Source organism: Nostoc sp. (assembly GCF_036917395.1).
Classification (GTDB): domain Bacteria; phylum Cyanobacteriota; class Cyanobacteriia; order Cyanobacteriales; family Nostocaceae; genus Nostoc.
On record NZ_JBALDI010000060.1, the window covers coordinates 50128 to 64243 of the forward strand.

11 protein-coding genes are annotated in these 14116 nt (G+C 41.4%); 8 read left to right on the forward strand and 3 right to left on the reverse strand.

The features are described 5' to 3' along the window. The first annotated feature begins 422 nt into the window (after window positions 1-422). Window positions 423-1787 (forward strand): lipid-A-disaccharide synthase-related protein, encoded by a 1365-nt coding sequence (locus V7K46_RS20935; RefSeq protein ID WP_335116431.1) that lies wholly within the window; start codon window positions 423-425, stop codon window positions 1785-1787. Between the two features lie 58 nt (window positions 1788-1845). Here the strand turns inward: V7K46_RS20935 and V7K46_RS20940 are convergent, their stop codons facing one another. Then, window positions 1846-2568, reverse strand: a complete 723-nt coding sequence (locus V7K46_RS20940; protein WP_273764237.1) for a response regulator transcription factor — start codon at window positions 2566-2568, stop codon at window positions 1846-1848. A gap of 713 nt (window positions 2569-3281) precedes the next feature. Here V7K46_RS20940 and V7K46_RS20945 point away from each other — a divergent pair. The 3 genes from V7K46_RS20945 (at window position 3282) to V7K46_RS20955 (ending at window position 6452) form a co-directional block, all read left to right on the forward strand. Further along, a complete protein-coding gene (locus V7K46_RS20945; protein ID WP_335116433.1) occupies window positions 3282-3488 on the forward strand; it encodes a hypothetical protein in 207 nt (68 codons plus the stop codon). A 468-nt stretch (window positions 3489-3956) separates the two neighbouring features. Then, window positions 3957-5258 carry an ATP-binding response regulator gene (locus tag V7K46_RS20950; protein WP_335116435.1) on the forward strand — a complete coding sequence of 434 codons (1302 nt, stop codon included), beginning with the start codon at window positions 3957-3959 and terminating at the stop codon, window positions 5256-5258. A 69-nt stretch (window positions 5259-5327) separates the two neighbouring features. Further along, the gene (locus V7K46_RS20955) at window positions 5328-6452 is read left to right on the forward strand and encodes a hybrid sensor histidine kinase/response regulator (RefSeq protein WP_335116437.1); all 1125 of its coding nucleotides are present in this window, start codon (window positions 5328-5330) and stop codon (window positions 6450-6452) included. Window positions 6453-7132: 680 nt separating this feature from the next. Here V7K46_RS20955 and V7K46_RS20960 read toward each other — a convergent pair. After that, window positions 7133-8572 (reverse strand): RtcB family protein, encoded by a 1440-nt coding sequence (locus tag V7K46_RS20960; RefSeq protein WP_335116439.1) that lies wholly within the window; start codon window positions 8570-8572, stop codon window positions 7133-7135. A gap of 387 nt (window positions 8573-8959) precedes the next feature. Here V7K46_RS20960 and V7K46_RS20965 point away from each other — a divergent pair, with 387 nt between their 5' ends. From V7K46_RS20965 to V7K46_RS20975, 3 genes are read left to right on the forward strand one after another with little or no spacing between them, the layout of a single operon-like run. After that, the gene (locus V7K46_RS20965; protein WP_273764231.1) at window positions 8960-9154 is read left to right on the forward strand and encodes a heavy-metal-associated domain-containing protein; all 195 of its coding nucleotides are present in this window, start codon (window positions 8960-8962) and stop codon (window positions 9152-9154) included. 43 nt (window positions 9155-9197) lie between these two features. Then, the gene (locus V7K46_RS20970; RefSeq protein ID WP_335116441.1) at window positions 9198-11495 is read left to right on the forward strand and encodes a heavy metal translocating P-type ATPase; all 2298 of its coding nucleotides are present in this window, start codon (window positions 9198-9200) and stop codon (window positions 11493-11495) included. 19 nt (window positions 11496-11514) lie between these two features. Beyond that, a complete protein-coding gene (locus V7K46_RS20975) occupies window positions 11515-11742 on the forward strand; it encodes a hypothetical protein (RefSeq protein ID WP_335116443.1) in 228 nt (75 codons plus the stop codon). A gap of 291 nt (window positions 11743-12033) precedes the next feature. On the opposite strand, the gene V7K46_RS20980 is transcribed toward V7K46_RS20975, so the two are convergent. After that, the gene (locus tag V7K46_RS20980; protein WP_335116445.1) at window positions 12034-12459 is read right to left on the reverse strand and encodes a heavy metal-responsive transcriptional regulator; all 426 of its coding nucleotides are present in this window, start codon (window positions 12457-12459) and stop codon (window positions 12034-12036) included. Window positions 12460-12780: 321 nt separating this feature from the next. On the opposite strand from V7K46_RS20980, the gene V7K46_RS20985 reads away from it, so the two are divergent. After that, window positions 12781-13869: an aromatic ring-hydroxylating dioxygenase subunit alpha gene (locus V7K46_RS20985; protein WP_335116447.1), complete on the forward strand. Its 1089-nt coding sequence runs from the start codon at window positions 12781-12783 to the stop codon at window positions 13867-13869. Window positions 13870-14116: the final 247 nt, after the last annotated feature.

The window sequence follows — 14116 nt, forward strand, 5'->3', positions numbered from 1 at the left end:
CACTGATTCGGCTTTAGCCACATTAAAAGCGATCGCTTCTATGATTTACAAGTCTGCCTGCTTCGCTCAGTCGAACGATTTTGGATTTTAGATTAAAAGTCTTGAACAAAAGGCTATTCCAGGAATTTTAAACAATACTACCTATAGCAATCCTAAATGAGTCGTGAAAAATATAGATAAGGAAACGAACCGCCAAGAACGCATAGACACAAAGTGGCTTCCCGAAGGGTAGGACACAAAGGGAAGAAAGAAGAAAGAGATATATAACTTTCACAAATGATTTAGGACTGCTATATGCAAAATTGGTGTTAGTTGTAGGGAAGTAAAGAAATAGGGATAATACTAACTTCCAGCTTCTTCGCCGATTTTCCTATCTATACCTCTTACCCAAACAGACTGTTAATATTGATGTTTTGTTTCTTATGAGTAATGTATCTCGCTTATCCCTAGCCTCTAACTCCCAAGCTGCAACTTCTCCTTTGCGGTTACTTGTATTAAGTAATGGTCATGGGGAAGATATAATTGCAGTTCAGATTTTGCAAGAACTCCAACGACAATCAAACCCACCAGAGATATTTGCTTTATCTCTGGTGGGCGAAGGACGTGCTTATCAACAATTGAATATCCCTCTGATCGGTTCAGTCCGCACTATGCCTTCTGGCGGCTTTATTTATATGGATGGTCGCCAATTAGTGCGGGATGTACGCGGTGGTTTATTGCAACTTACCCTCAGCCAGATTAAAGCTGTCCGTCGTTGGGTGAGTTCTCAAAAAAAATTAGGTAATAAAAGAGCAATTTTAGCTGTGGGAGATATTGTCCCGCTATTGTTTGCAACTTTCAGTGGCGCTAATTATGCTTTTGTGGGTACGGCGAAATCTGAATATTATGTGCGGGATGAAGCTGGATTATTACCACGCAAATCCAAAGATGCACATTGGGAAAACTTTTCTGGTTCAGTTTACCATCCTTGGGAACGTTGGTTAATGAGTCGTCGCCGTTGTAAAGCAGTGTTCCCTAGAGATGCACTGACGACGGAAACATTAAAACAATGGCCAATTCCAGCTTTTAATTTGGGTAATCCGATGATGGATGGTCTGCAACCGACCTTTTCACGCCAACAATTTTATAGTCAAAATAGTCAACAGCAAGAGACAGTTCGACCTTTAATGGTGACTCTTCTTCCTGGTTCCCGTCCACCAGAGGCATACACTAACTGGGAAACAATTATGATTGCCGTATCTGCGTTGATGGCAAGTTTCCAGGAGCGAGATTCAGTGTTCTATACTTCTGGCACAGTAGTGTTTTTAGGTGCGATCGCTCCTGGTTTAGACTCTAATATTTTATCCCAAAGTGTGCAATCCCAAGGCTGGCGCACTCAATCGGCATCTCCTCTCAAAATCTCTGATCCAAAGGTCTTGACATTTAAACAAAGGAATGCATATTTATTGCTAACAGAACAAGCCTATAATGACTGTCTGCATTTGGGAGATTTAGCGATCGCAATGGCAGGTACAGCTACAGAACAGTTTATCGGTTTAGGGAAACCTGCGATCGCGATTCCGGGTAATGGACCCCAATTTAACCCGGGCTTTGCTGAAGCTCAAAGTCGTCATTTAGGCTCATCTTTGATTTTAGTCGAGCAGCCAGCAGAAGTTGCCCAAATAGTCCAGTCCCTATTCAAAAATCCTGATATCTTGCAAATTATTGCCGAAAATGGTCTACGACGCATGGGTAAACCGGGAGCCGCATTACGCATTGCAGAATGTTTACAGGAACGATTGAGTTAAAGAGGCATTGGGCATGGTTATTGCCCTTGTCCCCTTATCCCCTCATCTCCCTCATACCTTACGCCACCAACCCAGAACGTAGGGCCCTAACAGCAGCTTGGGTACGGTCATCGGCACATAATTTATTTAGAATATTACGAACATGGGTTTTCACAGTACCAACTGTAATATAAAGTTTCTCGGCAATTTGCCCATTGCTACACCCAGCTACAATCAACTCTAGGATTTCCAGTTCACGTTGAGTCAGAGGGTATGTTTCCAAAACTTGCTCATATTCTGACGCCAGCGCCTCAATTTTTACAGTCTTGGGCTTGTCAGAGTTTTGGCTCTCTCCAGGAATACCTTGCCGCATCTTCCGCAATACCACGTTGGCTATTGCCGGATCAATCCAAGAGTTACCGCCGTGAGTTGCTTGGATTGCCTCCGTTAATTTACTGATACTTGTTTCTTTCATATAATAAGAATCAGCACCCGCTGCGAAAGCTGCAAGTACAGCATCCTCTGTATGATCCATTGTCAGGATCAGAATCTTCGTTGTGCCTTGCCCAGTTTCAGCTTGGTAGCGTTTGAATTTACGGGTGAGTTCGATGCCATCCATGTCAGGCAAGCCGATATCTACAACAGCTACATCTGGCTTTGCCGTTTCTAAAAGTTTTAATCCTTGGGTAGCATTTGCCGCTTCGCCAATTACTTTCAATGCGCTGTGAGATTGTAATGCCGCTCGTAGCCCCATTCGCGTTAAGTCGTGATCTTCAATTAAAATAATACTAATTTCATTCATAGCTACACATACTCTTACGCTGTTTGCAATCTTTCAAAGTATTACCTTTTATAAGCGCTACCTATCTATTTTCCCAAACTAAAGATAGATGATTTTTCAACCAGCCTGCATCCACCGATAGAAATAAGAAACATCCTATTTTTTAGTATTTAGATAGAGGACATATCTAGCTGGAGATATATAGATACTTACACAAAAAGTATGAAATATTGAGATTAATGCAAAATTGCCCCGTTTGTTCAAAATTCAGCTTTTAAGTAGGTAAGCATAATTAAACGCAATAGGTCATTTCGATTGCTTCCTTCCTCTCTACCAGACCAGAGGCGAACGCAATGAAAGTCTATATTATATTTATTTACACCCATCTGGTTAGTTGCTATCTTTCATTAGTTAATGACTATTATCTTATATAAAGCTTTGAAAAAAAGCTGACAAAAATGGACAAATTATAACAGATGGAAGTTCTGACTTTTCACAACTTCTGGAAAACCTTACTTCCATTCCTCTCTCCTACTTTTGAGAGGCTTTGAATTTTCCCCCAACCATACAAGGGTTGGGGCTGGGGGGCTAGGATTTCGCCCTCTTCTTTTTCATATGACCTGAATTATCAGGCTCATTGGTGGGCAATTTCAAAAGGAATTCAAGCACAACTACCAAAGGTAATCACTCGTGCCTGCATATGGTGGGAGACTTACGGCTGACAAGTTAAACCCTTGAGCAATCAAAGTGGACAAGTAATCTTTTTAATCCTAAAAGGCTTGGAAGCACTTGCTATTCTTCCCAAAGTTCACAAGAAAGTCTGGGGAATTTTCCAAACAGTGGAAGTCCGCGATCGCCAAAAAAATCCTAACACAGGACTGGCGATCGTTCAGAAAATTGTCAAAATTCCAGGGGTAGGATTACTTCAGATTCACAAATAAATATAGCCAGTACTTTCTTATCTACCTGGTTTAAGCAATCTGATGGGTAAAACTACTCAGGCTTATGATAGACGATAAATGGTATGCAACTCTGACCAATGGGTGACGACGGTCGCTTGCTGACTCATTTACAATTGTTTTAAGCTTAGTAAAGTATTTTATTTTACTTTATATCAGCTTTATACTATTGTTTTCAGAGCAATAGTTTTCAGTTTATTAATTGCTAATTGTTTTAAAGTTATTAGTTATTAACTAGGAGTTTTATTCCAATATTCGGGTAAATTAACCAGATTGACAATACAACAGACTGAATTAAACCTAAAGAAAAGTGTTGGATATTATACAAAATGCCTTAGTTAATCAAGTGAAAGATTTTAAATGTCCGAAAATCTTATATTCTTTAGTTGGATAATCTGAAAAAAGAAACATTATACATCAACCTATGTTTGGCGGCAAAAAGAAAAACTGATGAAACAGACGCTGAAAATTTTGGTTGTAGACGATAACGAAGTTGACCGGATGGCAGTCCGTGATGCGCTGACTAAAGCAGGTGTTCAAATGGAACTGTTTGAAGTAAGCGATGGCAATGATGCGTTTTCTGCCTTAAGCACTACTGCCTATGATTGTGTTTTCTTCGACTATCGCTTACCAGATCAGCATGGACTAACCTTTATTCAACAGCTACGTTCTTCGGAAATTAAAGTTCCTTTAGTAGTCCTAACTGCTCAAGGAGATGAACAAATTGCTGTGCAATTAATCAAAGCTGGTGCTACAGACTATCTATCTAAGTATAAAATATCTCCAGAAATGTTGGCACAGGTTTTGCGGAGTGCGATTCGGATTTATTGGGCTGAAACGCAGGCAGCTTTGGTAAACCAGCAGCTCAGAGAAAGTCATGAACAACTCATTCGTAAAAACCAAGAATTGCAGAGACAACGGCAACAGATTCAAATGCAAAACTTCAAGCTATTGGAGGTATCACAACTAAAATCACATTTTTTGGCAACTATGTCCCACGAACTCAGAACGCCGATGAATGCGATTATTGGTTTTTCGCAAATACTGTTCCGTTCTAAGTTCGGTCAACTAACGCACCAGCAAGCAGATATGGTTGAGCGGATCTTGAATAATGGCAAGCATTTACTGATGCTAGTCAATGAAGTTCTTGATTTTTCCAAGTTGGAGGTAGGACGATTAGACTTAAAGGCGGAAATATTTGATGTATCAAAGGTAATAAATCTCGCTGTAGGTGAAATGCGTTCCCTTGCTGATGCCAAAAATCTATCATTGTTAGTACAAACCGATTTGCAAAATACTTTGGTATTTAATGATCCGGTTCGGATCAAACAGATTTTAATTAACCTGCTCTCCAACGCTATTAAGTTCACAGAGTCTGGGCAAATTTGGGTTGAGGTTAAGGAACTACCTGCAAGTCGAGTGACAATTGTTGTTCGGGATACAGGTATTGGCATAGCACCCAGAGATTTTAAACGGATTTTTGAAGCATTTCGGCAAGTCGATCAAACTATCACTCGCAAATATCCAGGTACAGGTCTGGGTTTGGCAATTATAGATTCGCTGGTGCGAATGATGGGCGGCAAAATTTTTCTTGAGAGCAAATTAGGCATCGGTTCAATGTTTAAAATTGAATTGCCGCGTCAAATTAGATTATTCACTGAAGCAGCTGATGCTCCAGCTATACAGTTAGATGGCGACGAGATTTATAGCTCTACTAAAAATCCGCATAATTCATCTTCTCAAATCAGGTAAGCAGCAATAGGATATCCTAAATTTAAACTATAAATTACTTTCAAAAAAACTGATAAAAGTTGATAAGTTATGTCTGTAGTTGAAAATAATAAAATTTCTCGTATCCTCGCAGTTGATGATACTCTAGATAATCTCATTTTGGTTCAAGCAATTTTAGAAAGTGAGGGCTATGAAATTGATTTGGTTTCAGATGGAATAAAGGCTTTGCGGCAAGTTGAACAATCTCCACCCGATCTAATTCTGTTAGATGTGATGATGCCGGGAATCGATGGTTATGAAGTCACACGTCGGATTCGGAATAACCCAGCAATTAGTTATATTCCAATTCTGTTAATTACTGCCTTTCACGAATCTAGCGTTGTCGAAGGTTTGGATGCTGGTGCTGACGACTTTATTCGTAAACCATTTGATACGGATGAACTACTGGCAAGGGTGCGATCGCTATTGCGTCTCAAGCATAGTCTGGATGAACAACAAAAAATGGCCCGCCAACGGGAAGACTTTGTTTCGCGTCTGACTCATGATTTGCGAACTCCCCTAGTAGCCGCCGATCGCATGTTGAATTTGTTTGAGATGGAAACATTCTGCAAAATTTCGCTGGAAATGAAACAGGCGATCGCAGTTATGATTCGCAGTAACCAAAATTTGATGGAAATGGTGAACACCCTCCTAGAAGTCTATCGCTTCGAGGCAGGTAAAAAAACGTTGAATTGGGAAGTATGCGATTTACGTGAGATATCTCAAGAAGTAGTAAGCGAACTAAGTCCTCTAACTAGTGAAAAAGGTTTGACTCTGGAAATAGACACCCGTGAATTAGACTCACAGGGAAAAAATGCTGGTGTTATTATGGGCGATCGCTTGGAACTACGCCGGGTGCTAAACAATCTGATCGCAAATGCGATCAAATTTACAGATACAGGAGGCATAACAATCCGCATTTTTGAAAAATCACCTAATCCAGTCAATCCAGATTCGGTAACAATTGAGATCCAAGATACAGGATATGGGATTGTACCAGAAGATCAGGCAACAATTTTCCAGCGATTTCGCCAAGGTAAACATAAACGTTCAGGTAGCGGCTTAGGACTACATCTATCCCACCGGATTGTAGAAGGGCACGCAGGAACTATCCAAGTCACCTCTGAACTAGGTAAAGGTAGTCTGTTCACTGTGCAACTACCTAAAAACACTTAAGTTTTTCTGCTTCACCACAGATTTCTATACTAAACTGCTAATCCTGACAAAGCTCAAAAGCGGAGTCAATACCCTATCTTCTCCCAAGCCCGCCGTGGATTATAGCCTCTAATTCCTCTTAAACATAAAATACGAACTCTGCTTCGTAGTCAGTACTTTAGTACTCAGGGTAAAGATTTTCAGCGCTGACTACAAAGTATTGTTTGTTTATGCCTATCTACTTATTAGCGCTCGCAAGATTATAGTGATGCAATACCAGATTTTGAAATTATTTATACACATCCTCTAGCACGATGATCTGTAAATAGACTCTTCTTGAGCTAACTTTTCAGCATCAATAGATGCCAATAAGCTCCTTGCAAGAATCTCTGAATTGTAAGAATTCTTGATTTCATTCCCAGTGAGGATTATTATCTTTTTTTGCCAAAGTATATGTATACTTACCAAAGAGTTGTTCTACTTCAATGCGAACTACAGATAGAGGAAGGCTAGCTGTGTTTATATCGAGCATCTGCATAAAAATTGCTGTTCCTTATTTGAAGAGATAGGGTTGTAAAAGCTGATTTCTTTTACTGCCCTAATTACACTTTATCGTTCAATCAGATGGCAATAAACTCTGGAACTGCATTTAGACAAATCTAGCTGCAATAATTCATTGCCTTTGACTAATTCACAATCTTTTACGCCTTAAACGTCAACACTGGACTTAATCGCGCCACAACGTCCACCATTTCTGCCTCAACCTGTACATCAATCACAGACTGAATCGGTTTGTAGGCGACGGGTGCTTCTTCAATTCGGCGTTCTTCACGCAAAGTGATGCAGTCTATTCCAGTTAATCCCAGTTCTGCTTCACTCTGAGATGCACCTTTGCGGTTGAGGTCAAAGCGAGAATAAATTCTTCCCGCCCCATGTGAGGCCGAATTACAAAATGCTGGATTGCCTCTACCCACCATCAGATAAGAATAAGCACCCATTGAACCAGGGATAATCACTGGTTGCCCTACATGGGCTGGACTTGCGCCCTTGCGTGTTACCCATCCCTGACCTTCTGGCAAGGTTATATTATGCGGCAAGTCATAAATTAGAGGTGCTTCCACATCTTTGTATACTTCCCGTAAACGCAGACGTAGCAGTTCCGCTAATAGCAGGCGATTCACAAAGGCATAGTTAGCAGCAGTGGCCTCAGCTTGCAGGTAACTAGCGACTAGTTCGGGGTGAGAATGGGTAGAGAGAGGAAAAATCTGCGAATCAGGGTACTTTAGACCTTTTTGCCAAATCGCCTTAGCTTTATCTCGCCATATTCCCCCAATATATTTACCCACGTTTCGAGAACCAGAGTGAATCATAAAAGCTAGCTGTCCCTCGCGCACTCCCCAGGCGTGGGCAAGTGGGCGATTTTCGACTTTATCAACCCGTTGCACTTCTACAAAATGGTTGCCGCCGCCAATGGTTGCTAGTCCGCCATCGCGTACTAGTCCAGCATCGGGAACCAATTCTTCAGGCGCAAGTTTCCAGTCACCATCCATTGAACCACCTAAGAAGATGCGATCACTCTCTTGGGCAAGTTGTTGCAAATCAGACTTGACTACACTCCCCGTAGGCTGCTCTAGCATGGCATCCAGCCAACCGGGAACTCCGTACTGAAATAGCGATCGCATTGCGTCAGCAGTCATCGTCACATCACGTGTACCGAAGAAGTAATCCCCCTTCATCCGTTCTACGAATTGGTCACGTTTTGCCAGAAATTCCTCGATTGTCAAATCAACAACATGCAGGCGCATCCCACAGTTAATATCAGAACCGACAGCGCCAGGGATGATCTGACCCACAGTTTCCACAACTGAACCAATGGCAACACCCGCATCACCTGGGTGAAAGTCAGGCGTAGCACAGGCACGACAAACGCATCCACCGGACGGGTGGCGAACGCTTGCCAAATTCGCTAACTGCTTAAGTGCCTTAGCTTCTACGGGGAAATCTTCTGGCAGTAGCACTTCTGCTACAGGGACATCAGGAGAATTAACTAAACGGACAGAATAAATGCGATTGTTGTAACTTACATCCAAACCCTGCCGCTCTAAAGCACGCAGGAGACGTTTCAGATTTTTTGGCTGCATGAAAACTCCAAATAGAGCCTTAAAAAAGACTCTTTGTTGTGAAGAGATGAGGAGACTTGGGTTCAGCAGCCGCGTCTCAAGTGGTGCGGAGGGTCATTTTCCAGAACTGTGGGAAAACAACAGGTTATATAGCCTTAATAACACAGACTTGCATCGGAAGACAAGTGTTTTGTAGTATTTTGTATTTTTAGCGATTTATATACTACGTCTGTAAAGAAATTTGAAGTTTAGCTAAAAACTTTTAAAATTCTCTAGACTCTCCAGCCGGCTAGAGAGTCTAGGATGAATTCAAGGCGACTTTGTTTGCAGTTATTTCTGACTGTTGATGGTTGTCCCTCAGTTATCTAGTTTGATCTGGCTAGGTTGTTCATTTTATCCCGTAAATCTATGACTCTCCAACTCACAGTTCCCAATATGGCTTGTTCTGCTTGTGCAGGCACCATCACCAAAGCACTTCAGGCAGTCGATGCCAACGCCAGCATTCAGGCTGATCCTACAACCAAGCTTGTCAGTGTAGAAACTCAAGCATCAGAAACAGCAATTAAGGAAGCGTTGGCTGCTGCTGGCTATCCAGTTGCTTAATCTTTAAAATCCTCCCACATCAATCACGGCGGTTCATTTAGTTATGGATACTCTCACACTCAAACTTCGAGGCATGAGTTGCGCCGCTTGCGCCAACAACATCGAGAAGGCAATTCGCTCTGTTCCTGGGGTGATTGACTGCAACGTTAACTTTGGAGCCGAACAAGCCGCTATCAATTATGATCGCTCTCTAGCCAATTTGGAGAAAATCCAAGCTGCTATAGATGCTGCGGGATACTCTTCCTACTCACTCCAGGAAGAAATGCTCTCTGAAGAAGATGATGCTGAGATTGCGAGTAGGCAAGCATTACAACGCGAACTCTCCCTCAAGGTAGTAGTGGGAGGTGTGATCAGCATTTTCCTACTTTTGGGGTCGTTGCCCATGATGACTGGGCTGAACTTGCCCTTAATTCCTGGATTTCTTCAAAATCCTTGGGTAGAGTTAGTGCTGACAACACCCGTCGTGTTCTGGTGTGGTGGATCTTTTTACCGAAATGGCTGGAAAACCCTCAAGCGCCATACGGCGACAATGGACACGCTGATTGCTTTGGGTACAAGTGCAGCGTATTTATATTCTTTGTTTGTCACTGTTTTCCCAAAATTTTTTATTGCTCAGGGCTTGATACCTCATATTTATTATGAAGTTGCCGCGATTGTCATTACCTTAATTTTGTTAGGGCGGTTATTGGAAAATCGCGCTAGGGGACAAACTTCTGAAGCCATCCGCAAACTGATTGGACTACAAGCTAGAGATGCCAGAGTTATCCGTGATGGTAGGGAAATTGATGTTCCCATCGCTGAAGTCAGAATCAACGATGTAATTTTGGTACGTCCTGGTGAAAAAATTCCGGTAGATGGCGAAGTGATTACGGGCGCTTCGACGGTAGATGAAGCGATGGTGACGGGTGAAAGTTTGCCAGTTAAAAAGCAGCCAGGAGATGAGGTGATTGGGGCAACGATTAACGGTGCGGGTGCATTTCAATTTCGGGTGACACGAGTCGGAAATGATACGTTTTTGGCTCAAATCGTCAAACTAGTGCAACAAGCCCAAGGTTCTAAAGCCCCAATTCAGCGCTTGGCAGATCAAGTGACAGGATGGTTTGTCCCAGCTGTGATTGCGATCGCGATCGCCACTTTCGTCATTTGGTTTAACTTCACAGGCAACCTTACCCTAGCAACAATGACAACGGTGGGTGTATTGATTATCGCTTGTCCTTGTGCTTTGGGTTTAGCTACCCCCACTTCTGTAATGGTGGGGACGGGCAAAGGTGCAGAAAATGGCATCTTGATTAAGGGTGCAGACAGCTTAGAACTAGCACACAAAATTCAAACCATCGTTCTAGATAAAACCGGCACTTTGACTCAAGGTAAACCCACTGTTACAGACTTTGTGACTGTCAATGGCACAGCTAATGGTAATGAAATCAAGCTTTTACAGTTAGCAGCAACCGTGGAACACAATTCTGAGCATCCTTTAGCATCAGCAGTGGTGAAATATGCCCAGTCTCAAGAAGTGAGTTTAATAGAGGCAAAGAACTTTCAGGCGATCGCAGGTAGTGGTGTGCAAGCAGTTGTTTCAAATCAGCTAGTGCAAATTGGTACACAACGCTGGTTAACAGAACTTGGAATTAACACCATCACTCTCCAGCAGTATAAAGATGCATGGGAAGCGGTTGGTAAAACAGTCATTTTGATTGCAGTAGATGGCAAACTACAAGGAATAATGGGTATTGCTGATGCCCTCAAACCTTCATCAGCAGCAGTAGTGAAAGCTTTACAGAAGTTAGGTTTAGAAGTAGTAATGTTGACCGGAGACAATCGTAAAACTGCTGATGCGATCGCTCTGCAAGTTGGCATCCAGCGAATCTTTGCCGAAGTGCGTCCAGATCAAAAAGCGGCGATTATCCAATCTCTGCAAGGGGAGATAGAGAGATTTCCCAAATCCAAAATCCCAAATCTAAAATCCAAAATTGTAGCAATGGTCGGTGATGGCATAAATGATGCGCCAGCCTTAGCACAGGCTGATGTGGGAATTGCTATTGGTACGGGAACAGATGTGGCGATCGCAGCTAGCGATATCACCTTAATTTCTGGAGATTTGCAAGGAATTGTCACAGCAATTCAACTTAGTCGTGCCACTATCAACAATATCAGGCAAAATCTCTTCTTTGCCTTTATTTACAACGTCATTGGCATTCCTATTGCGGCAGGAATTCTATTCCCCATCTCTGGTTGGTTACTCAATCCAATTATCGCCGGAGCTGCGATGGCTCTTTCTTCGCTTTCTGTTGTTAGCAATGCCCTCAGATTGCGTAACTTTCAACCAAAAGCTACCTCATAATTTCAGGATAATTTAGGAAATGTTCAGTAAAAAAATGCTTTGGGGAAGCTTTACAGCTTTAGTATTTCTCACTGGAACATCAGATGTAACATTAGCAGAAATGCCAGCCCACTCGTCAGAGCAAACCAGCCAATTTCATCGTATTGAGCAACCTTTGGGCTTGAAAGTCGGTGTTGCGATCGGTGGTTTAGCCTTAATTGGATTAGAGTTGTGGTGGTTCCTTGTCTATAAAAATTCTGAGTCGTGAAAGGATTTCTTAAAAGTCGTTAGTGATGTATCAAAAACTTTTAGATCCCCCTAGCCCTCCTAAAAAAGGGGAGAACCGGAGTTCAAAGTTCTGAATATAGCGTTTCTCAATTGCATGGAATACAGACCTAACCCCCAACCCCTTCCCTGCAAGGGAAGGGGAGTAAGGTTTCAGGCTTTTATTAATCATTCTTTGATAGGAAATTGAGATGCTGCCGTTGCTCCAGAACTTGGGGATTTTGCCCCAAGTCTGACCAAGCTTGATTTGGTGCAGTTTCACAAAAAATTAATATCAGCAGTGAGGGGTGTTTTGGATAATGGGACAAATTGTGTCTTTATGCTGGCTGCCATTATTCTTCCAGCCTGACAGTAATCCATCTATTTCAGACCGTAAAGTTAACAACTGATCGATTTGGTGATCAATTTCTAAGAGCTTGTTTTCGAGCTTTTCTTTAATTTCACCACAGGGAGCTTGTCCTTGGTCATAAACCTGAAGAATATTTCCAATCTCCTCTAAACTAAGACCAAGATTTTGTGCCCTTTTAATGAAAGCTAGACGAGTCAGTACATCCAATGAAAACTGGCGAAAGCCTCCCTCTGTTCGTCTTGATGATTTGAGTAAACCTAAACTCTCATAATAGCGAATTGTCCTGATGGGGATTCCGCTTATATCTGTTACCTGACCAATCAAAAGCAGTTTTGTCTCCTGAGTTAACACGGCATATTTTCCCAAATATTGTAATTATTATTACATATTTTCCTAATTTATTAACTCATTTGATTTAGCAAAATGTTGGCATCAGCAGTTGGAATTTTTATCTAATTAAAGATTTTACTAATTCACTACAAACCTTTAATAATTTCCGCTGATTTACTTAATTTTAACATTTTTACTGAATAAATTTAACTCAATATTTTACCTCTTTAATTTTATCCATTGATAGGGTAACTGTTTGTCATGGTACTGAAAGTAACTGTTTTTTTTAAGTTTGTATGTTATTTCTAGATCAACTGCTTCACCTCAAGTGAAACTATAAAAATGAATCTCAACTCGCAGACTTTTAGCTCAACCCGTAAACCTAAAAATTTCAATAATCCAGAGCGTTTTATTGAGGGATGGTATTGGGTAATACCCTCTCAAAATCTGCGGGTAGGTGAAGTAAAACCTGTCACTATTTTGGGCAGAGAATTAGCAATTTACCGTGGTAAAGACAAAAGAGTAGTTACCTTTGATGCCTACTGTCCGCATATGGGCGCTCACCTTGCTGAAGGCAAAGTTGAGGGTAATGCACTACGTTGTTTTTTCCACCACTGGAAGTTTGACGCTGAAGGGATGTGTATTGATATCCCATGTTTAGATACACCATTTTCCTTAAAGTTACAAACTTGGCCCACTGCTGAGAAGTACGGGATGATTTGGATTTGGACTGGAGAAATACCACAGCAACCTCTACCTTTTGTTCCAGAGTTAGAAGAAAAAGAATGTGATGTTGCTATTACTTCCCATTTTGTGATGAACTGTCACCCGAATGTGGTAATGATTAATGCAATCGATGCTCAACACCTCAATACAGTTCACAAACTGCCAATAGAAATTATCTTTGAAAGGCAGGAGCTGAATGAGAATGCTATTATCTTTAGCAACACTACACCGCTCAACGAAAATTTATTTTTTATCAAGCTCATCCGTCCATTTTACAAAAAGGCCATAACTTACAGTGTTTGCTATTGGTACGGCAGCACTGGCATAGTGACAATTGGGCCAGACTTTTTCCATGTTCATAGTATGTTTACCTTGCGTCTCCTTGAAGGAGGTAAAGCTGAAGGTCAGATCCTGTTAATTACTAAGAAAGGTAAGGGGATTTTTGGTTGGTTATACAATCAAGTTGCGCTATGGCTGACTAACATTGCAGGTAAGTACTTTCTTATGGGTGACATTAAGATTGTCCAAACAATTCAGTTTGATTTGAAAACTCCCATCAAAGCAGATCAGTCAATCATGCAGTTTATTAACTATGTTGAAAAACAGCAATCCCTAATGTGGGGGACTTGGCAAGAAGCGCGATCGCGCGATGTGGAGAGCAAGCCTAAGCGTGAGAGATGGCAAGATACAATGAGTAATGACTAATATCATGTCTATATGACCAGAATTTTGTCAGACCTGGATACAAAACTGTAGCTTAACAGGCTAATTATTTTATGGTCAATTAAACGCACATGATATAACAACGAATAAAAGTTAAAAGTTCAACAAATTACTTTTAACTTTTAATTTATTTTTTTCCTGGGCTACCAGATTAATAAAAGAAGTGGCAAAGCCACTTCCTAATTCCCAGGTAGAACCTAAGTCATGAGTATAACCACTACAAAAAATT